Source organism: Butyrivibrio sp. WCD3002 (assembly GCF_000424265.1).
Lineage (GTDB): Bacteria > Bacillota > Clostridia > Lachnospirales > Lachnospiraceae > Butyrivibrio.
The window spans coordinates 620,992-645,888 of record NZ_AUJO01000001.1 but is presented as its reverse complement, the minus strand read 5'-3'; the positions used below and the strand labels follow the sequence as shown (position 1 = coordinate 645,888).

Here is a 24,897-nt window from a genome sequence, read left to right as displayed (position 1 = left end):
ATTAATTACCGAATATATAGTTGACAAAAAAATAAAATGAGAATAGAGTGGAATAAATAATTTAAAACAATTTTGTTTTTTGAAATTTTTTTCAGGAGGGAAGAACAATGTCCAGAGTTTACAATTTTAGTGCAGGCCCCGCAGTATTGCCGGAGGAAGTTTTGAAGCAGGCAGCTGCTGAAATGCTTGATTATAATGGTTGCGGTATGTCCATCAACGAGATGAGTCACAGATCCAAGACCTTTGATCAGGTTATTCAGACAGCAGAGCAGGATATCCGTGACCTTATGAATATTCCTGATAATTACAAGGTACTTTTCCTTCAGGGCGGTGCCAGCCAGCAGTTCGCTGCAGTTCCCATGAACCTTATGCAGAATAAGAAGGCAGCATACATTGTAACCGGTCAGTGGGCTAAGAAAGCTATGGCTGAGGCTAAGAAATATGGTGAGGCTATCGAAGTAGCTTCAAGTGCTGACAAGACATTTTCTTATATCCCGGATTGTTCAGATCTGGCTATTCCCGAAGATGCAGACTATGTTTATATCTGCGAGAACAACACTATCTATGGAACCAAGTTTAAGAAGCTTCCCAATACTAAGGGTCATATCCTTGTATCAGATGTTTCCTCATGTTTCCTTTCAGAACCTGTAAATGTTAATGATTACGGTGTAATCTACGGCGGCGTTCAGAAGAATGTAGGACCTGCAGGTCTTGTAATCAGTATCATCAGAGAAGACCTTATCAGAGATGATGTTCCGGATTTCGTTCCTACAATGCTTAAGTGGAAGACTCAGGCTGACAACGGATCTCTCTACAACACACCTAACTGCTGGGCTATTTACATGTGCGGCCTTGTATTTAAATGGCTCAAGGAGCAGGGTGGTCTCACAGAGATGAAAAAGAGAAATGAAGAGAAGGCTGCAATCCTCTATGATTTCCTTGATAACAGTAAGATGTTCAAGGGCACTGTAAGAGCAGAGGACAGATCTCTTATGAACGTTCCTTTCATCACAGACAGCGAAGATCTCAATGCTAAGTTCATCGCTGAGGCTACAGCAAACGGACTTGTAAGCCTTAAGGGCCACAGATCTGTAGGCGGTATGAGAGCAAGTATCTACAACGCTATGCCTAAGGAAGGCGTACAGAAGCTTGTAGACTTCATGGAGAGTTTTGAAAAAGCAAATTCATAAGCTTAGATTTATTCGAAAACAATCCGGTAATAACCGGAATAAAACAGTGTTTAATCATGAGAGGAGAAAAAATGTTCAAATATAAATGTTTAAATCCTATCGCTAAGATTGGTCTTAATAATTTCACAGAGCAGTATGAGGCTGTTGATAACATCGATGATGCAGATGGCGTTCTTGTAAGAAGTGCCAACATGAATGAAATGATGTTTTCTGAGAACCTTCTTGCTATCGCAAGAGCAGGTGCAGGTGTTAACAACATTCCCTGTGACAGATGCGCAGATGAGGGTATCGTTGTTTTCAATACTCCAGGTGCAAACGCAAATGGTGTAAAGGAGATGGTTATTGCAGCAATGCTTATCGCATCCCGTGATATCATCGGAGGCGTTGAATGGGTTAGAGCAAATGCAGGCGATCCTGAGATTGCAAAGCTTACTGAGAAGACCAAGAAGAAGTTTGCAGGTACTGAGATTGCGGGTAAAAAGCTTGGTATCATCGGTCTTGGAGCAATCGGCGTTAGAGTAGCAAATGCAGCAAGAAATCTTGGTATGGAAGTTTATGGATATGATCCTTATCTTTCAGTAGATGCAGCATGGAGCCTTAGCTCAGATGTTAAGCACGTAACTAATGTAGATGATATTTATTCAAAGTGCGATATCATCACAATTCATGTTCCTGCCCTTGATAACACAAAGGGTATGGTTAATGCTGAGGCTATTGCCAAGATGAAGAAGGGCGTTATTATCCTTAATCTTGCAAGAGATATCCTCTGCAACGAGACTGATATTCTTTCAGGTATCAACTCCGGAAAGATCAGAAAGTATGTTACAGACTTCCCGAACACAGTAACTGCAGGTCACGACGGATGCATCGTAATTCCTCACCTTGGAGCTTCAACAGAGGAGTCAGAGGACAACTGTGCAATCAAGGCTGTAATCCAGATGAAGGATTACCTTGAGAACGGTAACATCGTAAATGCGGTAAATATGCCCAGATGTGAGATGGGAATTTGTACACTTCCCAGAATCACAATCATTCATAAGAATGTTGCAGGTATGATCGGTCAGTTCACAAATGTTATGGGTAATGCAGGCTACAACATTGCAAACATGGTTAATAAGTCTAAGGGCGATTATGCATACACAATGATTGATGTTGAGTCTTCAATCTCTGATGATCTTGTAAAGGAATGTGAGAAAATTGACGGCGTAATAAGAGTACGTGTAGTAAGAAAAGATATTTAATAAGTAAGACGTTTACAGGCGCAGGTGTAAAAGCCTGCGCCATAATTATGAAAATAAATTTTACGAGGTGAAAAAATGGCTGATGTTAGAGCATTTGCGGCTTACAGACCGAGAGTAGATATAGCAGAAAAAGTGGCAGCGCTTCCGTATGATGTTTACAACAGAGAAGAGGCCAGAGCCGAGGTAGAACGAGAGCCCCTGTCTTTTCTTGCAATAGACAGACCGGAGACTCAGTTTCCAGAAGATTACGACATGTATTCCGAAGAGGTTTATCAGAAAGCACATGATATGCTTTGGGAGAAAATTGAAGATGGGACCTTTGTACATGAGGAAAAGCCATGCTACTACCTGTATGAGCAGACTATGGACGGTAGGGTTCAGACTGGAATCGTGGCCTGCAGCTCAGTAGATGACTATGAAAACAATATAATTAAAAAGCACGAGAATACACTTGCTAAAAAAGAAGCGGACAGAATTCATCACGTTGATTCCTGTGATGCCCAGACCGGGCCTATTTTCCTTTGCTACAGAGAAAATGAAGCTATAAGAAAAGTCATGAACAGAGTTAAAGCTGAGGATAAGCCTGTATATGACTTTGTAACCAAGGACGGCATAAAAAGTAGGGTGTTTATAATTGATAGAGATGATGAGATAACCTCTATAGCTGATGCCTTTAATGCAATGGATGCTATCTATATCGCAGACGGCCATCACAGATGCGCTTCAGCTGTTAAGGTTGCAAAAAAGAGAAGAGAGGTTGATCCTGAAGCTAACGGCAACAAGGAATATGATTTCTTCTTATCGGTTCTTTTCCCTGACAGTGAGCTTATGATCATGGATTATAACCGTGTGATCAAGGATTTAAACGGAATGGCGGAGGAAGAATTCCTTGCAAAGATCGAGGAAAAATTTGATGTAGTTCCGGAAAACTCCGCTGTTAAGCCTTCGAAGAAGTGTGAGATGGGGATGCTTCTTGGTGGCAAATGGTACAGACTAAATGCCCATGAAGATATAAAGAGCAGTGATGCAGTAGACGGTCTTGATGTAAGTATTTTGCAGGACAATGTACTCACTCCTCTTCTTAACATCAGTGATCCCAAAAACGATCCCAGAATTGACTTTGTAGGTGGAATACGCGGTTTAGCAGAGCTTGAAAAAAGATGTGAAAATGACTGCGTTCTTGCCTTTGCCATGTATCCAACAGATATTCATGAACTGTTCGCAGTAGCAGATGCAGGAAGGCTTATGCCGCCTAAGTCCACCTGGTTTGAACCGAAGCTCCTCAGCGGACTTTTTATTCATTCCATTTGATTTAACCTAATGCTTAACGAAGTTCGTTTATCGCTTTATGAAAGATTTTATAAATTTTAAATGATATTTATAATTCATGCCACTTTTTTGTCAATGACAAATTAGCGGCATGAATTATTTCTTCAATAGAGTCAAAAGCCGAGGTTAAGACAAGGTATATCGGAGAATGGCTATTTAAGCCATCATCAAAGTATTATAAACAGAAATTTATAGCTTCCGGACAAAGGGGATGGTTACAATTAGATCAGTATAATTCAACAAATGAAAATGTTGTGAAGATTTACTCACCATCATTAAATTTTTTTAGTAGCCGTGAAGGGTCGTACGAAGTACGTGCTGTTGGCCCCGGAAAAGCAACCCTTGTGCATTATGAGAAAATAGATGATGTTTGGAATAAAGTCTCTGAAGATCATTACTATGTTAAAAAATATCAAAATCCTTTTGCCTTAGTCAAAGTCGGAAACATCAATATTACCCGCTATTTTGATAAAACTAATACCCCCGGCTATTGGGATAGTAGCAAATTTAAAATGATTGAAGGTAAAAAGAAAATAACGGTAAAACTTAAACCGCAATACAAATTTGCTAAAGGGGAAAAAGCTAAAAGGACTGTAAACATTACTAAAGCAGGAGGAATTTTTTTCAAAGTTGTAGACAGGAAACAGCCCAAATATGTATTTAATTTACATTATATTAGCTTGATAGATTAGATAAAAAATGAAATTGTAAAGTAGGCAAAGCTTATATCACTGTAGATAATTTCTTAATACTTATGAAAAAATAGGGTATATTTATTGACATTAGGTACATTAATGATAAGATATTTTTGCCTATAAAAGACTTTAGAGGGCTTTGTGCCAAGAATGGCACATAGCCCTTTTTCTATCTTATATATAACATGGAGGACTGGCCTGTTGAATCTTGATCGTCAGAGAAGAGCGCCTGTTTATGAAGCGCTTGAGAGATTTAGAAAACAGAGAGTGGTACCCTTTGATGTACCCGGACATAAAAGAGGAAGAGGAAACGCAGAGCTGGTGCGCTTTCTTGGAGAGCAGTGCGTTGGTATAGATGTTAACTCCATGAAGCCATTGGACAATCTGTGTCATCCCGTTTCCGTTATAAAGGAAGCGGAAGAGCTTACAGCAGATGCATTTGGAGCTGAGCACGCATTTTTGATGGTTAACGGTACCACAAGTGCTGTTCAGGCCATGGTTTTATCTTCCGTAAAGCATGGTGAGAAAATCATTATGCCCAGGAACGTGCATAAGAGTGCGATAAATGCTCTTATTCTTTGCGGTGCGGTACCTGTATACATTGATCCTAAGGTTGATACGAAGCTGGGAATTCCTCTTGGTATGGAGCTTGCGGATGTTGAGAAGGCTGTAAAGGAGAATCCTGACGCCAAGGCAATCCTTATTAACAATCCTTCTTACTATGGTATTTGTTCCAATCTTCAGGCTATAGTTGATCTTGCACATGCAAACGGAATGAAGGCTCTGGTTGATGAAGCTCATGGTACACATCTCTATTTTGGTCCTAACCTTCCTCTGTGCGGTATGAAAGCAGGCGCTGATATGGCTGCAATCAGTATGCATAAATCCGGTGGAAGCCTTACACAGAGCTCAATACTTCTTTGCGGTAAGAATGCAAACGTTGGATATATAAGCAGAATCGTAAATCTGACCCAGACAACAAGTGCAAGCTATCTCTTAATTGCCAGTCTTGATATTTCAAGAAGAAATCTTGCTCTTCACGGTCATGACAGCTTTGAGAAAGTTACAGGGATGGCAAAATATGCCAGAGAAGAGATTAATGAGATTCCAGGCTATTATGCCTATGGTCACGAGCTTATAAATGGTGGAAGTATTTATGATTTCGATGAGACAAAGCTTGTTGTCAATACAAGAGGCGTTGGCTTAACCGGAATTGAAGTATATGACCTTCTACGTGATGAATATGATATCCAGATGGAATTTGGTGATCTTTCTAACGTTATGGCGTACATTTCGATTGGCGACAGATTGCAGGATATTGAGAGACTTGCCGGAGCTTTGGCTGATATAAGAAGACTTTATTCAAAGCCTGAGCAGAGCTTTTTCTCTGCGGAGTATGTGACACCTATTGTAAAAGCAACTCCTCAGGAAGCTTTCTACGCTGAGAAAGAATCGCTTCCGATCAAGCAGACTGTTGGACGAATTTCTGCTGAGTCTGTAATGTGTTATCCTCCGGGAATACCGATCATTTCTCCGGGCGAGGTTGTTACAGAAGAAATTCTTGATTATATAATAACTGCAAAAGAAAAGGGCTGTTCAATGCAGGGACCTGAGAGTGAGGATATATCAGAGCTTCAGGTAATTAAATGATTTTCGATATAGTTGTAATATTTTGTTTGAGTCAACCTTAAAAAGGGCGTTATTATGATATTTTCTTCAAAACCGGTTATACGGTAATGATGATGAATATCATAATGACGCCCTTTATGAGTATGTCGTGAATATCAGGTCATATAAGTTTTTTACTAAAAATCTTTTATGCTGTGTTATCAAAGATTATAATGATATGGGGATATTTTCTAATAATTACTACATAAAAAGGGGAGAAAAGTAATGGGTAATGAAAAAAGTAAAACAAGAAAAGCAAGAAAAGCAACAAAACTATTCCTTCTATTAATTTCAAGTATATTCATACTGCTATTTCCAACAAAAAATGTACAAGCTGCAAGCTTTGATGAACTAAACCAATCATCCATATTTGTTAAGCAACAGAAAAACGATACTTGTACATTAGCTTCAGCTGTAATGATGGTAAGACGAGCAGCTTTGGGATCAGGCAATTCAAACTGGGCTTCCATAACTGAAAGTTCAATGCGAGGCACTGCATGGAAAGAAGGTAGTGGTCTTTATTTTAGCTTTAAATATGCAGGAATTTCAGTTAGTCATGCTAAATTAAGTGGTGGTGCTGCAAATACTAATCAGTTAATATCACTTCTTTCGGCACATCCTGAAGGTATCGTTATCTATGATCAGAATAAACCACATGCCATTCTTTTAACGGATTATACGAATGGCACATTCTACTGTGCTGATCCAGCTTCTTCAAGGCCCTCAGGCAGAATACCGATATCCAGTGCTATGATAACAATAGCAAATGCTGATGCATACTGGTATGTAACTTCACCAAAGATAAGCATAGGCGGTAATTTAATTAAATTATGGGGAATTAGTGAAAACGATGAGTTTACCGGAACAGCAAAGCTCTGGGCAAAGCGTTTCAATGATGATTCAAACCATTATGCTGTATTTTATCTTGATGGTCAGCCGATAACAGGTAATATGAGTGCCGATGCAAGTGGCTTTTTCAGTGTTGAAGTTGACACTTCAAAATATCCCAATGGCGACCACACTTTTCGTATAGTATATGCATACACTTATGGTGGAGATAGCGATCAAAGAACAATAAGATTCAAAAATGATACCAATGTTGAGCTTTGGGGCATTAATGATAATGACACATTTTCCGGAATGGCGCAGCTCTGGGCAAAAAGATATGACAATGATCCAAATCATTATGCCATTTTCTATTTGGATGATCAGGCTGTAACAGGTCATGTATCGGCAGATGCTTCAGGTTATTTCAATTTTTACCTGAATACAAATAATTATTCCAATGGTTCGCACAGACTTAAGATTTATTATGCGAATACAAGTGGCGGAGATACATCTGAACGCACTATTCGTATATCCAACAGCGCTTTTTTGAATATCACTAAGGATTCTGTCCTTGGCGGAACCAGTAAAGTGCAATTAAAGGTATACGACTATGACCAGCCTGTATCCATATATGTAGACGACTCACTTATTCAGACTGTAAATAAAGGATCTGATAATGTATGTACAGTCTGGATTGATACTACTAAGTTTTCACAGGGCTCACATAATTTACGCGCTATCGTCAATACCTCATCCGGCGAAAAAGAAATTGCAAGCTGCCAGGTAGTATTTTCACAGGATTATATTCTTGCAATTGATAACCCTTCTAAAGATGCAAACGTAAATAAAGGTGATATTTTAACAATCAGTGGTTGGTTAAACGACAACGCACAGGGTGATTTCTATATTGACGGAAACCTTATTAAGACTATTACAAAAGAGGATTTATTCTTCAGACCCGACATAGAATATACCGGTGGTTATAGTTTTACTTATAATACTGAATCTCTTAAACAGGGAAAACATGAGCTTACACTTAAATCTACAACAAATAAGAGAATTGCATCACAAACTACCACATTTTATATAATTGGTGGTAGTGAACCAGATGAAGAAAACACCTTTGAGTCGGGAACTCCTTCAAAGGAACAAGATTCATCTGCATCAACACAGGCAGACAATACAAGTGTATATGCGACTCAGGGAGAGACATCAGAACAAATTGATTCTACACTAAAAACGACCACACTTAAGAAGCTCAAGACCGGTAAAAAGTCGATTGCTATTACTTGGAAGAAGATTACAGCTAAGGAAATTAAAGGTTACGAAATCCAATACAGCACAGACAAGAATTTCAAGAATGATGTCAAGACTGTAACTATCAAGAAAACAAAGACCATTTCAACGAAAATAAAAAAGCTTAAATCCAAGAAGAAATACTACGTAAGAATCCGCACATATAATAAGTCAGGAGCAGCTAAAGTATACTCAAATTGGAGTAAAGTAAAAAGTGTAAGGGTTAAATAAGATTAGTATTTTTCAATAGTTAAGGAGCCTCAATTTTTGAGGCTCCTTTCTTAACAACTCATTGACTTTTCGGATTGACGTATGTAATCTTAAATTGCAAATTATGCGCGATTAGCTATGTTTTGCATATGATTATGAAAAAAATGGAGATTAGAGATTATGGCTGAAATGGATTATTGGTTTAGCGATATGCATACAAATAATGTAAAGATAAGCATTCGTCTTGCAAAGCAGCTTTTCTCCGGTTCAAGCGAGTTTCAGAGAATAGATGTATTTGATTCACCTGAATTTGGCAAGTTTCTTACTTCCGACGGTAACATTATTTTTTCTGAAAAGGACGAATTCCCTTATGATGAGATGATAGTTCACGTGCCCATGGCTGTTCATCCCAAGGTTCAAAGGGTTCTTGTGCTTGGCGGAGGAGATGGAGGCGTAGCCAGAGAGCTCAGTCACTATGACGAGATCAAGGTTATAGATGTGGTTGAGCCGGACAGCATGTTTGTGGATGTGTGTAAGCAGTATTTTCCTGATAATGCCTGCGGCCTTGATGATGACAGGGTTCATATCTATTACCAGGATGGTCTTAAATATCTCAGAAAATGTGAGGATATGTACGACCTCATAATTAATGATGTAACGGAGCCTCTTGGTCACGAGGCAGGGCTTTTTACCAAGGAATTTTACGGAAGCTGCTACAAGGCTCTTCATGATGACGGAATCATGGTATATCAGCACGGAAGCCCCTTCTATGACGAAGATGAGGAGAGCTGCAGAGCTATGCACAGAAAGGCATATAGAGTTTTCCCTATTAACAGGGTTTATCAGGCTCATATTCCTACCTGTCCTGCAGGATACTGGCTGTTTGGTTTTGCAAGTAAAAAGTACCATCCTCTCAAGGACTTTAATCCTGACAGATGGGAAGAGAGAAATATAAAGACCTGGTATTATACAACGCATCTTCACAAGGGAGCTTTTATGCTGCCTAAGTATGTAGAGGACCTTCTTCAGGAAGAAGAGGATATGTCTAGATAACCCCTCATCCGCCCTACGGGCACCTTCTCCCCAGAGGGGAGAAGGCAATAATAGTCTTCCCCCTCTGGGGGAAGGTGGCGCGAAGCGCCGGATGAGGGAAAATTAGGAGGATTAAAAAATGAGTAGATTATTAGTTATTGGCTGCGGCGGAGTTGCACAGGTTGCAATCCAGAAATGTGCGCAGAACAGCAAGGTTTTCACAGAGATGTGCATTGCTTCAAGAACAGTTTCCAAGTGTGATGCACTTAAGGAGAAGCTTGAGAAAGCAGGAACACCTGTAAAGATTACTACAGACACAGTTAACGCTGATGATGTTGAGGATATCAAGAGAGTAATAAACAACTATAAGCCCGATGCGGTTCTTAACGTTGCACTTCCTTATCAGGATCTGACAATCATGGATGCCTGTCTTGAGTGCAAGGTTGATTATATCGATACAGCAAACTATGAGCCTGAAGATACCGACGATCCGGAGTGGAGAGCTATTTATGAAAAGCGCTGCAAGGAGAAGGGATTCACAGCTTACTTTGATTACAGCTGGCAGTGGGCTTATTTTGACAAATTTAAGGATGCAGGTCTTACAGCTCTTCTCGGAACAGGCTTTGATCCCGGCGTAACATCAGTATTTACAGCTTACGCTAAAAAGCACTATTTTGATGAAATTCACTATATCGATATCATGGACTGCAATGGCGGTGATCACGGCTATGCCTTTGCAACAAACTTTAATCCCGAGATCAATCTTCGTGAAGTAAGTGCAAACGGAAGCTACTGGGAGGATGGTCACTGGGTTGAAACAAAGCCCATGGAGATCAAGAGAGAATATGATTTTGCTCAGGTTGGAAAAAAGGATATGTACCTTCTTCATCATGAGGAGATCGAGGCTCTTGGAAGAAACTTCCCTGAGGTAAAGAGAATTCGCTTCTTTATGACCTTCGGACAGAGCTATCTTGATCATATGAGATGTCTCGAGGATGTTGGTATGTTATCAACAAGCCCTGTAATGTTTGAGGGAAGAGAAATTGTTCCTATTCAGTTCCTTAAGGCTCTTTTACCTGATCCTGCAAGCCTTGGTCCCAGAACTGTCGGAAAGACTAACATTGGATGTATTTTCCGCGGAATCAAGGATGGCAAAGAGAGAACAATTTACATCTACAATGTATGTGATCATCAGGAATGCTATAAGGAGCTTGGAAGCCAGGCAATAAGCTATACAACAGGTGTTCCGGCAATGATCGGAACAGCTCTTGTAGTGACCGGACAGTGGAAGAAGCCCGGTGTATTCACTACAGACGAATTTGATCCGGATCCGTATATGGAGATGCTTAATGAATACGGACTTCCTTGGGTTGTGGAAGAAAATCCGGTTCTTATCGATTAAATTTATACTTTCCATACCGTAAAGGGGTCCGGTATGGAAAGCATTAAATATTAAAAAACTTTGGGGAAAGTGTGGAGGAAAGATGAAGAAAAGTGGGGCTTTTATAAGCGCGTTGGCAGTTTGCCTGACGTGCTTATTTGTGGGCGTTGATGTTTATGCAGAGGAAGATGCTTCTGCATTGGAACCGGTAGCTGTATTAAGCGAAGCCGGCGAGGTTACCGCATCCGGTGAATGTGGTACAAATGTGAAATGGACTTTTTCTGACGAAGGAGTTCTTACAATAGGTGGTACAGGAGATATGTCAAGTTATAGCAATGCGTCAAATGTACCATGGAAGGATAGCAGTTCTCTTATTAAAAGCGTTGTTATTAAAGACGGAGTTACTTCTGTTGGAAACAGAGCTTTTATGTCATGTACAGAATTAAAAACAGTAAGTTTTGGTTCTGATATCAAAAAAATCGGAGACTATGCATTTTACGATACAGGTCTCGAGTCATTGATTATTCCTAAAAACGTGAATTCTATAGGCGCTTATGCCTTTGGAAAATGTCAGTCACTGGAACAGGTAACTGTTTCGGAGGGTGTATCCGAAATTAAATCCAATGCTTTCATCAATGATACAGCTCTTTCAAAGGTTGTCCTTGGTGAGGGTATTGTAACAATCGGTAGCAGTGCATTTAATAGTTGTACAGCTCTTACGGAAATAACAATTCCTTCTACTGTTACAAGTGCCAGCACTGCTTTTAGTGGCTGCAAGAATTTATCGAAGATAGTATTCGCGGATGGTATTAAAAAGATTCCTAACAGCATTTGTTACAATTTATCCGGGGTTACAACCGCGGTAATCCCCGATTCTGTTACTGAAATTGGATCAGAGGCCTTTAGAAGTACAGGACTTACCGGTATCACATTGCCGGAAGGATTAACAACAATAGGTAATAATGCATTTTTTGATTGTAAAAACATACAGTCTGTAAAGCTTAATGAGAATATCACCAACATTGGAAGTTATGCATTTGATCAAACAGGAATAGCTGAAATAGTTATTCCCAAAAGTGTAACTTCACTTGGAACATATGTATTTGCAAATTGTAAGAGTCTTAAGAAAGTAGAATTTGAGGGAACAATTACTTCTATTCCTAATTATGCATTCCAGAACTGTAATTTGCTTTCTGATATTAATTTCAATGAAGGCCTGACAAGTATAGGAAGCTATGCATTTTATTACAACTCTTCATTGACTGAGATTGTACTTCCCAATGGTGTTACCAGTGTGGGCAGCTATGCCTTTTCAGGAGACACAGCTATTACAAAGCTCGTTTTACCTGAGGGACTTACAACTCTCGGAAGCAACGCTTTTGGCGATTGTAAGGGCCTTACTGAGATTACCATACCTTCAACATTAACAAGTGCAAGTCTTTCCTTTAACGGTTGTACTAATCTGACAAAAGTGCAATTTACGGAAGGAACCACAAAAATTGCAAAAGGTCTTTTCTACAATATGAAAAATCTTGTAAGCGTTCAGATTCCTGATACGGTTACTGAGATTGGACAGGAAGCTTTTAGAAATACAGGACTGACGAGTGTTGAATTGCCTTCAGGGGTAAAAACAATCGGTGAAGCTGCCTTTTGCGATTGTGCTGCCATGGAAAAGATTCAGCTTCCGGAGAATCTTACAAGTATTGGAGATTATGCTTTCCAAAATACAGGAATTACAGAGGTTAAAATACCTGCAGGCGTAACTTCGATCAGTAACTATTTATTTAAAAACTGCGGTAATCTTACAAAAGTTACTTTTAACGGAAATATTACTAAAATTGGCAACTACGCTTTTCAAAACTGTAAGCTGCTTGCTGATATCAAACTATCAAGTGGTCTTACAAGTGTTGGAAACTATGCATTTTCAGGAGATGCAGCAATTACAGCTATTGATTTACCGGAGGGATTGTCTTCACTTGGTAGCAGAGCTTTCGAATACTGTACCGGACTGACCTCGGTTGTAATTCCCAAATCACTGACAACTGCTTCAGGTGCATTTTACGAGTGTAAAAATCTTACAAAGCTCACTTTTGCAGAGGGAACAACTATAATAGCAACAGGTGTCTGCAGTGATATGAAGTATCTGACTAAGGTTGATATCCCCGGAACAGTAACCGAAATTGGAGACAGTGCATTTAGCGGATCCGGATTAACAGAGGTTGTACTTCATGAAGGTGTAACAAAAATCGGTAATTCCGCTTTCAAAAGCTGCAAAGAGCTTGTAAAGGCAGAAATACCTGCAGGTGTAAAAGAATTAGGAAATTACGCTTTTTACTTGGATTCAAAACTTGAAACAGTAAATCTTCCGGATTCTATTACAAGTATCGGTGAATATGCTTTTTACGAGGATTCACTGGCAAGAATAGAGAGACTTCCTAAAAATCTTACTACGATTGGCAGAAATGCATTTTACAGATGCAATAACCTGCTTGAGGCAGAGTTTGGAAACTCGATAACTTCTATACCTCAGTATGCTTTCTATGAGTGCAAGGCAATTAAGAGGATACATATTCCGGACAATGTTACAAGCGTTGGCGATTCTTGCTTTTACGGCTGCGAAAATGTAACAGGCATTACATTGGGAAATGGATTGACTAAGATTGGTGGAAGCTCCTTTGCCCGTTGCAGCAAAATAACAAAGATCACCATTCCGAGAAATCTGTCAGATGCCGGCACCAGTCAAAATGGACCGTTTTATGATTGTACAAATCTGAAAACTGTAACAATAGCAGATAGATCAAGGTCAATCGCGCCTTTTCTTTTCAGCAACTGTAAATCAATAGAAAAGGTAGAGATACCCGATTCTGTAACTAGTATCGGTCAGTACGCCTTTTACAAATGTGCAGGTGTTGATAGCTACGATATTTCGAAAAACCTGATGAGTGTCGGAAATTACGCATTTTATGGTAATGCCGGTATTACTAAAATGGAATTTTCGGATAAGCTTTCAGAAATCGGAAACAGTGCATTTGAAGGTTGCAGCAGACTTTCTACTGTAACACTTGGCAAATCTCTTGTGACAATACCTTCAAAGGTATTCTATGGAACAGCAATTGAGGAGGTTGAGCTTCCCTATTGTGTAAGCTCCATTGGCGCAAATGCTTTTTCAAATAATAGTGCGCTTAAGAAGATTACAATATACGGATTTACATCAAAGATTGAATCCTCTTCATTTAATCAGACAGGGCTTATAATTTATGGTTCAACAGGAAGTGTTGCGGAAACCTATGCTTCAAATAAAGGCTATACGTTTATTCCGGTATCAAATGTAAAAGGTCTTGAAATAAATGTTAAGGACCTTATTCTTGCAATCGGAGAAGAAAGCGTTATCTGTGCAGAGCTTAAGCCTAAGGAAGTCATGGATATCGTTCAGTGGTCAACTGATGCTGAAAGTATTGTAAGCGTTCAGCAGGATCCTTACGATCCGGCAGTCCTGAAGGTTAAGGGAGTTAAGTCAGGTGAAGCAACAATAACTGCAAAATGCGGAGGCTATTCCAAGAGCTGCACCATAAAAGTAGAAAACTGCGTAACAGAAATTAAGCTTAATACAAATGTGTACAGCTTTACAGAATTTGGTAAGAAATACAAGCTGTCAACTACTATTAAACCAAGTAATGCAGATAATAAGACAATTATCTGGAGCAGCTCCGACAGCTCGGTTGTTACGGTAGATGCTACCGGTTACATGACATCGGTAGGAAACGGCTCTGCAAGAATCATAGCAACAGACGTTTCAGGAAGAATAAAAGCTTATTGTAATGTAACGGTATCCACACCGGTGGCTGCGACTTCGATAAGTATTGATCCCAAGGAGATTCTGCTGACAGGTGGAAGCAGACAGCTGAGTGCTGTTATAGCTCCCCTCGACACAACAGAGAAGCAGATTACATGGTCTTCATCCGATGAAGGTATTGCAACTGTAGATGAAAAGGGTGTTGTAAGACCCGTAAGTGAAGGTGTTGCGATCATTACTGCAACTCATAATGCACGCGGATTTTCATCTGATTGTAAGGTTACAGTCAAGGATGTAAATGTACCTGTAAGCGGAATTGCCATGAGTGAAAACAATATTGATCTTAACAAGGCAACAGGCTCTGTTAAGCTTTCAGTATCTGTTATTCCTGCAAACGCAGATATACAGGATATAGTTTGGACATCAAGTAACACAGATGTAGCAACTGTAAGTGATGATGGTACTGTTACCGCAGTAGAAAACGGAAGCACTACTATTACAGCCAAAACAATTGATGGCGGTCATATCGCTGTATGCTATGTGAATGTTGTAAGCCTTGTTGATGAAATTAAGCTTACTCAGAATGACGTAATATTGGCAGTAGGAAGTACAATTAAGCTTAGCTCGACTGTCAATCCGGCTACGGCAGCGGATACATCTGTAAGATGGTACTCATCAAACAAGACAATTGCTGATGTAAATGAATCAGGTAATGTGACAGCCATTAAATCAGGTATTACTTATATAAGATGTAAGGCAAACGATGACAGCGGTGTGATGGCATCCTGCAGAGTAACAGTCGTTGACGCGGCTACCTATAATGAAATGATGAATGGTAATTCAGGTAGCGGAAGTAAGGATATTGAAGGTGAGAAGGTTGAAGGAGAGACATTACTTGGAAAAGCTGTGATCACTCTTGCAGAACCTATGCTTCAGTCTGTATTACTTCATTGGAATGCTTTACATGGAGCAGATGGATATGAACTTCAATACTCTGCAAATCCTGCTTTCCCGGATGCAAACAGCTTATATATCAGTGGAGAAAGCAGTATTCAGGAAAGAATTCCTGCTCTTAGCTTAGGTACTACATATTACTTCAGAGTAAGAGGATATAAGACAGTAACCAACGGCGCATCAAGTCACGTATATACCGGTGAGTGGTCTGATACTTTAGCAGGAACAGCCGGAAATCCGGAAGTTGACAAATGCAGTATTAAGAGTCTCAAGGCCACAGGAAAGACACTGACTGTGACTTGGAATAAAGCCAAGAGTGCTGATGGATTTGAAATATCATATTCATTATCCAAGGACTTTAATAAAGCTAAGACAGTTACCGTCAAGAATAGCGGTACTCTTAAAAAGCCTTTGAGTAAATTGAAACAGGGCAAAAAGTATTATGTAAGAATAAGGGCGTTCAGAAATATAACCGTAAATGGTGCAAAACAGAAGGTATACGGAGAATGGTCTGCGGTTAAGAGTAAGAAGGTCAAAAAAGGAGGAAAGTAATGAAAGCAAGGAAGGGGATACTGGCAATAATAATGTCAGTAATGATGGTCAGCTCGATCATTCCTGTTTCCGGTATTTCTGTAAATGCTGAATCTGCAGCAGAGGAAATACTTGAAGTTCGGGATGAATCAGCAGACCTTGAATCAGCGGAGCCTTCGGATTCTGCCGGTTCAGAGGAAACAGTTAGTGATGCAGCTACAGAAGGAAAAACTGTAGAGATATCAGATGATAGTTCAGACTCTGAGATCGCAAGTGATAATGCTAATGTTGCTGATACTACAGAGGTTACAGCTGATGATTCATCAGCTGTGAGCCCAGAAGATGCATCAGCAGGAAAATCAGAGGATGAAAAGACTGATTCTGTTACAGATGATTCTTCTGAATACGCAGACTCTGAAAAAACAGAGTCTGCCGATAATGCTACAAATGAGAAATCTGTAGAAGAAAAATCTCAGGATTTTGATTCTTCTATTTTTGAAAAATCAAATGAGGAGCTTACAGAAGAAGAGATTGAAGCTATCAGAGCTACAGATGTAGACGTACCTGGCGGTGACGCTGAGGTTATCGATGTAGAGGCGACAGATATTTACGATGACGTAGAGTTATCTCCCGAATCAAGGAATGTACCGCCGGATAAAAAAGCAAAAGATGAATCTCATGAGCTTGTTCTTCTACTTGATGTATCTGGAAGTATGTCCGGTAAGCCCATGACTGAAATGAAAAAGGCCTGCAATAACTTTATTTCTGAGATACTTGAGCAGGATCCTGATTCAGGAATAGGTATTGTGACCTTTGCAAGTAACGTTCATGCATATACCTTCCAGGGCAGTCATTTTTCAAATAACGAATCGCTCCTAAAAAGTGTTATAAACGGCCTTACTGCAAGTGGAAATACAGCTATGTATGACGGTATGGTAAAGGCTGATGAAATACTTTCGAACGAAGGAACAGCTAAACGTAAGTATATTATTACAATGGCGGATGGTCTTCCAAACTCAGGATATTCTTTCAGTGGAAGCGGTGCCAGATTCCCCGGACATTCACATGAATCCGGTGTTTACAAATTCTTTGAATCAATTGAGAGTGGCTACGAAATGTATTCACTAGGATTTTTCCATGGATTAAACGGCTCTACAAAAGAATTTGCTGCAGAATTTATGGAATCCATTTCCAACAGGGCATATTTCGAAGTAACAAACGCAGACCTGATTTCTTTTACCTTTGAAGAAATTGCGATGGATATTAATTCCGAGCAGTTAAAGCTCAGCCAGACAAGTCTTGCAATGGCTGTTGGCGACAGCAAAGAGCTGACTCTTGAATTTACTGAAAAATACAACAACCCCGACAAAACTGTAATATGGGGAAGCAGCAACAATAATATTGCCAAGGTTGATAAAGGCGTAGTTACAGCTATTAAAGAAGGTGAGTGTATTGTAACAGCTACAGCAGGCGGTTATGTTGCCGTATGTAACGTTACTGTTACCAAGGGGCCTGCAAAGCTTGGTAAAAAGATACTCACTATTCACAAAAATAAAAATAAGCAGACAAAGAAGCCTGAGTATGTACTTGCTAAGGATGCAGAGGTGCTTTATGAAGGACAGACCTTCAAGGCAAATTCCAATGGTGTTGTTACTATTCAGGCTGTCAGTGATACCGGTGATGTAACGGTAATGCTTGAGGGATATCGTTCAAGAGTCTTTGATATATCTGAACTTGGAGATTCAGAGGATATTTACCTTCAGAAGGAAACTGACAATCCGATTATAAATTCTGTTTATATCGGAAGTAAGGATGTACTTGTAGATGAGCTTGATATTGATCCTCTTAAAACAACTGAAACAGAGATTGTAGCGGATGTTGACTGGGGAAAAAGCTCATGCGACAGTCTTATCCTTTCACAGGATGCTGTATCCCTTGCTTTTGATAATGGCAAAATAAATGCAGTACTTAAGGATAAAGGATTTGATACATCAAAAACAATTTATATAACAGCCAAGGATAAAGCCGGTAAATCCACAAAGATGAAGCTGCAGTTAATTGCTACTTCAAACAAAATTCTTAACGGACTTGATGGCTTTAATGTAAGCCTTGGACGAGGCGACCTTAGCTTTAGCTGTCCTGAGAACTGGTTCATCATAGGTGGACAGAAGATTAAGATTGATATCGATAAATTAGACAAATGGGACATTCCGATAAATGTTTCCGTGGATGGTGATATCGTTCAGGTTTCAGGTGGTATTGATGTTGCCGGTATAGAGAAGAAAAAGAAAACCAGCGGAAAGACAGTACTTTCCAAGGAAGATGAAAAGCATAATGTCTTCAAGGATATAAAAGAGGCTTTAACAAAAAAGACTGAAAAAGAGGTTAAGGAAAGCGCAAAGTCACTTAAAGAGAAGTACAAGGATGCAATCCGTAAGCCTACAGTCAGCTTCGGTGTATCCGGTGATTTTTCAATACTCTTTTATATAGAGGGATACGTTGACAGCAACGGTAAGGTTCAGTTTTTGGATGGTAAGGTATGCCTGTGTCCGGAAGTAGGTGTTAACTGGGACGGACAGTTTGCTATAGGTCCTGTTCCCTGCTATTGGGAAGCTGCAATAAAGGGTGCTATAGAGGCAACCTTAAACCTTAAAAAGAATCAGCTTGCAAACAATTATATTCCTGATGGTTCTATAGAGCTTGCTATCACAGGTGAAGCTGGAGCCGGTCTTGGTGTAAAGAAGCTTGCATCAGTGGGAGGCGGAGCATCACTGAAGTTTAAGCCGAAGGTTAATTTCTATTCTACAAGGAACCCTGATGGTACCGTATATATCGGACTTAATGGTTACTTTAAGCTGACTTTATTTGCTTTGGAATATCGACATGATTTTGATCCGATAGATAAAACCTGGCCTTTTGAAAGCTCAGGTACAAAAAATGCAGCAGCACCTAAAGCGCTTAATATGATACAGGAAAGCATGTATGATGCGGATCTGTATCACGTTGCAGATGTATCTTACCTTGGCGGCGAGAGCATACAGATAGAATCAAGAAATGCCGCTGCAGCTCCAAATGAGCTTGAAAACGATATCTATGCAGCTATTACTGATACACTTCATAAGAACAGCTATTTAGACAGCCAGCCTCAGATGGTAAGACTCAGCGGTGATACCAAGCTTGCAGTATGGCTTGATGCTGACAACAGCGGTGTGAACAGTCTTAAGCTTACTTACTCATATTTTGATGGAAATAAGTGGAGCGATCCTGCTGCAGTTGATAATGACGGAACACCCGATAATGCACCTGTTCTTTGTGTAAAGGACAACAGAGCCTTTGTAATCTGGCAGAATGCAGAGAGAGAATTCGCCGCAGATGATACCTTGGATAAGCTTGCTCCAAACATGGGAATTAAGGTAGCTGAATTTAAGCCTGCTTTACTTCAGTTTGATGTGGAGAAGCTCTCTGAGAACAGTGGTTATCTTGATATGATGCCTCAGATTCAGTATGCAGGTGATACAGTTGTTGCTGCCTGGATCGAAAACAGTAATAATAACTGGTTCAGTGCAGAAAAAGATAACAAAATAATGACAAGTGTATTTGACGGATCTACCTGGAGTACACCTGAAGTAACTGTTACAGGTGCAGGTTCTGTGAATTCACTTGCTGTTGATTACAGAAATGGTAAGGTTTACGCAGTATACAGCGAGGATATGGACCAGAACCTTGATACAATCGAGGATCTTGAGTTATGTGTAAATGGTGTAAGAGCTACATCTAACGAAACGATGGATTCAGCCGTTTATATTAAAGACCATGTTCTGTACTGGTACAGTGATTCTAAGATAATGGTTTCAGAGGTAGGAGATTCACTTAACCCTCAGTCACTTATGGGCGGAGATGTAACAATACCTACTGATCAGTTCCGTATTCTTGAGAATGGGGAAGATAAAGCCGTTATTTTTGCAGGTGCACACAAATCTGCAAGCGATATTTACGGTATTTTCAGACAGGACGATAATACCTGGGGATATCCTATAAGACTTACAGCACGTAATAATTCAATTCAGCAGTTTGATGGAATCTGGGATGGAGATAACCTTGTAATGCTTTGCAACGAAGTAAAGGTTAATGATCCTGAGGCTGACCCTGTTGAAACGAATTATGGTCAGTCTGACCTTGTCGTTATGCAGTATAACATCAAAGAATCACTTGCTCTTAATGATGTATCATATATTGACAGTGATATAGCCCAGGGAAGCGCACTTCCTATCACACTTTCCGTTACAAACAATGGTGTTAAGCCTGTAAGCGGTGTTCATGTTGAGCTGCTTGATGAAAGCGGAAATACTGTAGACAGTCTTGATGTTAATACCAGAATAATGTCCGGTAATTCTGCTAATGTTGATTATGGCTATGTTGTAAAAGCTCAGGATATAGGAAAAGAATACACAGTTAAGTGCACTCCAATTGGAGGAAGCAATACCGGATATGCAGAGAATACAGCCAAGGTAAGCTTTAGCTATGAGGATATTGCTATTGATAACTTAAGCTGGGAATTCGGTGAGAAGGCAGATGATTCTGAAGAGACTGATATAGTTATAAGCTGCGCTGCACAGAATCTTGGCTATTCCGCTAAGGATAATGTAAAGGTTACTCTTTATGATGTTCCTAAGGCCATAGACGAAGAAAGCGGCGAAGAAATCGTTGATTTCAATAATAAAGTCCTTGCGGCTGAAGAGAATATCGGTACCTTAAGTGCACTTGATCAGAAGGCTGTACAGTTCCGTGTTCCTGTTCCGGAAGAATTTGACTATCAGAAGCTTTATTACGCAGAAATTACCTGTGATAATGAAGAGGGAAGCAGCGGAAATAACAGCGGATACCTTTCAGTAAGGGAAGCAGAGAACTACTCATTAGACAGAACTATTGTTGATCTTAGCGTATATGATGTTGCTACCGAGTTCGAGGCAGGAAGTTCATGGAATTACAACAGCGCAAAGGTATTGGCAAGCTATGATGACGGATCATGTGCAGAGGTTGATGCTACAATTGATGCATCAGAAGTGAACATCGGTGTTGCCGGCACTTATACTATGCATGTTACATCCGATGGATTTACCAAGAACATTGGAATTATTGTAAGGGAAAAGAAAAATCCCGGTGCCACAATCGTAGTTTCCGGAGAAGACAAGGCTGTAGAAAAGGTAAGCAATCATGCGCCTGTTGGCAGCAATACAATTGTAGATAATATTATCTATGAGGTAATTGAAACCGGTGATGTACGAAAAGTAAAGGTTTCAGGTCCCACTGATAATACTCTTACAAGTGCTGACATAAAGTCTTCAGTAACAATACAGAACGAAGAGTTTACTGTTGTAGCAATTGGTGACAATGCATTTAAGGATTGTACAGGACTTAAGAGTGTTGCCCTGTCTGATACCATTGAGGAGATTGGTGACAGTGCATTTAGCGGATGCTCTTCACTTAAGAAATTTACTATAACTGCAAATGTTAATAAGATAGGCAGGAAGGCATTCTATAATGCATCAGCTCTTAAGAAGGTGACAATTAAGTCAACAAACCTTACACTTAAGAATGTAGGAAGCAAGGCATTTTCAAAGGCCGGAAGCGGCAACTACAAAAAGCTTAAGGTAAAGGTGCCCAAGAAGAAGCTTGCATTATACAAGAAGATTCTTAAGAAGAAGGGATTATCTTCTAAGGCTAAAGTACAAAAGTAAGAGGAACACTTAATGAATAAAGACTTTGAGAATAATATAGATTCCGATATACCGGAGATTAAATGTAAGGCAGCTGTGCTGAATAAGGTAATGATATTTTTACTGATTGTTTTTTCGGTTTTTGCAGGTATATTTTGCTATATTTTCTTAAAGTACTTTATTCTGGGAAGTGAACTGTCCGGGATAAAGCTTGTAACTATGGCCATTCTTGTGCTTTCATTTGCGGTTCCGATCTGGGGAGCGATTTTTGTAAAGCATAAATACGATGTGGTTTACGAGAAAGGTGAAGATTTAAGGGGCAAAATTCTGGGATATATAAATGACGAGTATTATATAAACGGAGAGCCTGCTAAGATTTTACGAATTCTGATCGATGATGATAAAGGGAAAAGAATCATCAGATATAATACAGGTCAGACAGAAGAGTTATATCCTGTTGGAATGAACGTTCATCTTAAATTGTACAAGGGATGGTTCAGAGTTTGTGATGAATAACCAAAAAGAGCTGCACACTTTTTAAGTGGCAGCTCTTTTATCATCTAAGAATTTTCTTGACTTATTCTTTAAACACTTTGCTGAGCGCTCTCATTACATCGCTTGAGAGGAAGGGCTTAATAACGAAATCCTTGGCACCTTTTTTCAGGGCAAGCACAATCATTGGCTCCTGCTTTTGGTCGGAGCACATGATAACATTAGCCTTGGGATCTATTTCCATAACCTGTGTAAGAGCATCTATTCCGTTCATTACAGGCATATTAATATCAAGAATGAGAAGATCAGGCTTTTTCTCTTTATACTGATCAACAGCCTGCTGACCTGTGGTTGCTTCTCCTACGATTTCATATTTTTCTTTATCAAGAGAGGATTTAAGCATTTCTCTCATGAATGTGGTGTCATCTGCTATAAGAATTCGTTTACGCATATTTACCCCCGTATGCTAGAATACGTTAGTAGGTTATCATTTTTTATATAATAATTATTGCAACAAATCGGTACAATGTTCAATAAAAAATCGTTACAAATTTATTAATAAAAAATAAACTTTACAAAGGAATTTCTATGGATCAACAATTTGAAAGATTACAGAATTTAATAGGACGGGAATCTCTTGAAAAGCTGAAGGCAGTAAGGGTAGCGGTATTCGGAGTAGGCGGTGTAGGCGGCTATGTCTGTGAAGCACTGGTCAGAAGCGGCGTCGGAGCCTTTGATCTTATTGACAGTGATACGGTTGCGGAAAGTAACCTTAACAGACAGATAATTGCGCTTCACAGCACTGTTGGCGAAGATAAGGTCGATGTAATGAAAAGGCGAATGCTGGATATAAATCCCGAGGTGAAGGTTGAGGTACATAAATGCTTCTATCTTCCTGAAAATGCTGATGACTTCGATTTTTCAAAGTACGACTATATCGTTGATGCAGTGGATACAATTACAGCTAAGATAGAAATCATTAAGAGGGCAAAGGAACAGGGAATTCCCATAATAAGCGCTATGGGTGCGGGAAATAAGCTTGATCCTTCAAGGTTCAAAGTAGCGGACATATATAAAACAAGTGTCTGCCCTTTGTGCAGAGTCATGCGAAGAGAGCTTAAAAAAAGGAATATTAAAAATCTCAAGGTAGTATATTCGGATGAGGAGCCTATTGAGAGTAAGCTTTATGATGAGGAGCGCCACAAGGCGATTCCCGGTAGCAGTGCCTTTTGTCCATCTGCCTGCGGCCTTGTAATTGCCAGCGAGGTTTTTAAGGATCTGATTAACAAGTAATAAGTGTGACATTAAATCATGCACTGAATACTTGAAATATTTTAATAAGCAATAAGGATTTACAAAAATGAGATTTGAGGAACTAAAAACACCTGTTTATGTAATAGATGAATCAAGGCTTGAGGAAAACTGCAGAATACTAAAGGAAGTACAGGATAAGTCGGGAGCTAAAATACTGCTTGCTCAGAAGGCATTTTCTGCCTACAGCACCTATCCTTTAATTGCAAAATACCTAACCGGAACCACAGCCTCAGGACTTTTTGAAGCAAAGCTTGCCTATGAGGAGTTTCACGAAGCAGGGAAGAAGAATGATAAAGAGGTTCATGTATTCGAACCGGCTTTTAATGATGATGAAATCGAAGAAGTATGCAATATCGCTGACCACATCGTATTTAATTCAATTAATCAGCTTGAACATCACAGAAAAGCATGGGAAAAGGCCGTAAATGAAGGAAAGCTGTCTGTAGGACTGCGCACTAATCCTGAGTTTTCGACACAGGAAGGACATGAAATCTATGATCCCTGCGCACCGGGGTCAAGGCTTGGTATAAGATTTTGCGATATGCCGGAGGAATTGCCCAAAGGAGTGGAGGGACTTCATTTTCATACGTTGTGTGAACAGGGATTCGAACCCTTGAGAGATACCTTCAAGGCCTTTGAAGACAGATTTGGCAAATATCTTGGAAAAATAAAATGGCTTAATCTTGGCGGTGGTCATCATATTACAAGAGCTGACTACGACAGAGACGGCCTTATAGAGCTGATTAAATATATTAAGGCTACCTACAGTATTGATCTCTACCTTGAACCGGGGGAGGCTATTGCTTTAGATGCCGGATATCTGATAACCACGGTAATGGATATAGTAAATACTGAAAAATATCCTGTGCTCATCCTTGATACTTCTGCTGCCTGCCACATGCCGGATGTACTTGAAATGCCTTACAGACCGCCTCTTAGACATAGCGGTGAGGCAGATGAAAAGAGCTATACCTATAGGCTTTCTTCAAGGACCTGCCTTGCGGGAGATGTAATCGGTGACTACAGCTTCGATAAAGAAGTTAATATAGGTGACCGTCTTGTGTTTGAGGATATGGCAATTTACAGCATGGTCAAAAACAATACCTTTAACGGAATGCCGCTTCCGGACATAGCGGTGATGCATGATGAGGACAGATGCGAAATAGTTAAACATTTTGATTACTCGGATTTTAAAATGAGACTTTAAATGAAAAATATATGAATGG

Annotated in this window: 14 protein-coding genes; 13 read left to right on the top strand and 1 reads right to left on the bottom strand. The window is 39.7% G+C overall.

Annotated elements, in window-relative coordinates:
• Positions 1–107: 107 nt before the first annotated feature.
• The 11 genes from serC (at position 108) to G608_RS0102630 (ending at position 22,381) form a co-directional block, all read left to right on the top strand.
• Entirely contained in the window at positions 108–1,190 is a 1,083-nt protein-coding gene (gene serC / locus G608_RS0102680) for a 3-phosphoserine/phosphohydroxythreonine transaminase (protein ID WP_026494722.1), read from the top strand.
• A 71-nt stretch (positions 1,191–1,261) separates the two neighbouring features.
• Positions 1,262–2,431 carry a phosphoglycerate dehydrogenase gene (locus tag G608_RS0102675; RefSeq protein ID WP_026494721.1) on the top strand — a complete coding sequence of 390 codons (1,170 nt, stop codon included), beginning with the start codon at positions 1,262–1,264 and terminating at the stop codon, positions 2,429–2,431.
• 75 nt (positions 2,432–2,506) lie between these two features.
• Positions 2,507–3,742: a DUF1015 domain-containing protein gene (locus G608_RS0102670; protein ID WP_026494720.1), complete on the top strand. Its 1,236-nt coding sequence runs from the start codon at positions 2,507–2,509 to the stop codon at positions 3,740–3,742.
• Positions 3,743–4,014: 272 nt separating this feature from the next.
• On the top strand, positions 4,015–4,452 hold the full coding sequence (locus G608_RS0102665) for a hypothetical protein (protein WP_026494719.1): 438 nt from the start codon (positions 4,015–4,017) through the stop codon (positions 4,450–4,452).
• Positions 4,453–4,656: 204 nt separating this feature from the next.
• Positions 4,657–6,105 (top strand): aminotransferase class I/II-fold pyridoxal phosphate-dependent enzyme, encoded by a 1,449-nt coding sequence (locus tag G608_RS0102660; protein ID WP_026494718.1) that lies wholly within the window; start codon positions 4,657–4,659, stop codon positions 6,103–6,105.
• A gap of 435 nt (positions 6,106–6,540) precedes the next feature.
• Positions 6,541–8,478: an Ig-like domain-containing protein gene (locus tag G608_RS22125; protein WP_196810119.1), complete on the top strand. Its 1,938-nt coding sequence runs from the start codon at positions 6,541–6,543 to the stop codon at positions 8,476–8,478.
• A gap of 168 nt (positions 8,479–8,646) precedes the next feature.
• A complete protein-coding gene (gene speE, locus G608_RS0102650) occupies positions 8,647–9,510 on the top strand; it encodes a polyamine aminopropyltransferase (RefSeq protein ID WP_026494717.1) in 864 nt (287 codons plus the stop codon).
• Positions 9,511–9,628: 118 nt separating this feature from the next.
• Positions 9,629–10,891: a saccharopine dehydrogenase family protein gene (locus G608_RS0102645; protein ID WP_026494716.1), complete on the top strand. Its 1,263-nt coding sequence runs from the start codon at positions 9,629–9,631 to the stop codon at positions 10,889–10,891.
• Between the two features lie 82 nt (positions 10,892–10,973).
• Positions 10,974–16,169 carry a leucine-rich repeat protein gene (locus tag G608_RS0102640; protein WP_026494715.1) on the top strand — a complete coding sequence of 1,732 codons (5,196 nt, stop codon included), beginning with the start codon at positions 10,974–10,976 and terminating at the stop codon, positions 16,167–16,169.
• Positions 16,169–21,886, top strand: coding sequence for a leucine-rich repeat protein (locus G608_RS0102635; protein WP_026494714.1), 5,718 nt, complete (start codon positions 16,169–16,171; stop codon positions 21,884–21,886). Before G608_RS0102640 ends, G608_RS0102635 begins: the two co-directional genes overlap by 1 nt.
• A gap of 12 nt (positions 21,887–21,898) precedes the next feature.
• Entirely contained in the window at positions 21,899–22,381 is a 483-nt protein-coding gene (locus G608_RS0102630; RefSeq protein ID WP_026494713.1) for a hypothetical protein, read from the top strand.
• Between the two features lie 61 nt (positions 22,382–22,442).
• Here the strand turns inward: G608_RS0102630 and G608_RS0102625 are convergent, their stop codons facing one another.
• A complete protein-coding gene (locus tag G608_RS0102625; RefSeq protein ID WP_026494712.1) occupies positions 22,443–22,808 on the bottom strand; it encodes a response regulator in 366 nt (121 codons plus the stop codon).
• A gap of 137 nt (positions 22,809–22,945) precedes the next feature.
• On the opposite strand from G608_RS0102625, the gene G608_RS0102620 reads away from it, so the two are divergent.
• Both G608_RS0102620 and nspC read left to right on the top strand, forming a co-directional pair.
• Positions 22,946–23,650 carry a tRNA threonylcarbamoyladenosine dehydratase gene (locus tag G608_RS0102620; protein WP_026494711.1) on the top strand — a complete coding sequence of 235 codons (705 nt, stop codon included), beginning with the start codon at positions 22,946–22,948 and terminating at the stop codon, positions 23,648–23,650.
• Positions 23,651–23,717: 67 nt separating this feature from the next.
• Complete coding sequence (gene nspC / locus G608_RS0102615) at positions 23,718–24,878, top strand: carboxynorspermidine decarboxylase (RefSeq protein ID WP_026494710.1); 1,161 nt, start codon at positions 23,718–23,720, stop codon at positions 24,876–24,878.
• Positions 24,879–24,897: the final 19 nt, after the last annotated feature.

Bases quoted from the DNA above. Each gene is read 5' to 3' on its own strand.
- speE (WP_026494717.1), top strand. From the start codon at position 8,647: ATGGATTATTGGTTTAGCGATATGCATACAAATAATGTAAAGATAAGC.
- G608_RS0102625 (WP_026494712.1), bottom strand. From the start codon at position 22,808: ATGCGTAAACGAATTCTTATAGCAGATGACACCACATTCATGAGAGAA.
- nspC (WP_026494710.1), top strand. From the start codon at position 23,718: ATGAGATTTGAGGAACTAAAAACACCTGTTTATGTAATAGATGAATCA.
- serC (WP_026494722.1), top strand. From the start codon at position 108: ATGTCCAGAGTTTACAATTTTAGTGCAGGCCCCGCAGTATTGCCGGAG.
- G608_RS0102620 (WP_026494711.1), top strand. From the start codon at position 22,946: ATGGATCAACAATTTGAAAGATTACAGAATTTAATAGGACGGGAATCT.
- G608_RS22125 (WP_196810119.1), top strand. From the start codon at position 6,541: ATGATGGTAAGACGAGCAGCTTTGGGATCAGGCAATTCAAACTGGGCT.
- G608_RS0102645 (WP_026494716.1), top strand. From the start codon at position 9,629: ATGAGTAGATTATTAGTTATTGGCTGCGGCGGAGTTGCACAGGTTGCA.
- G608_RS0102670 (WP_026494720.1), top strand. From the start codon at position 2,507: ATGGCTGATGTTAGAGCATTTGCGGCTTACAGACCGAGAGTAGATATA.
- G608_RS0102640 (WP_026494715.1), top strand. From the start codon at position 10,974: ATGAAGAAAAGTGGGGCTTTTATAAGCGCGTTGGCAGTTTGCCTGACG.
- G608_RS0102635 (WP_026494714.1), top strand. From the start codon at position 16,169: ATGAAAGCAAGGAAGGGGATACTGGCAATAATAATGTCAGTAATGATG.
- G608_RS0102630 (WP_026494713.1), top strand. From the start codon at position 21,899: ATGAATAAAGACTTTGAGAATAATATAGATTCCGATATACCGGAGATT.
- G608_RS0102675 (WP_026494721.1), top strand. From the start codon at position 1,262: ATGTTCAAATATAAATGTTTAAATCCTATCGCTAAGATTGGTCTTAAT.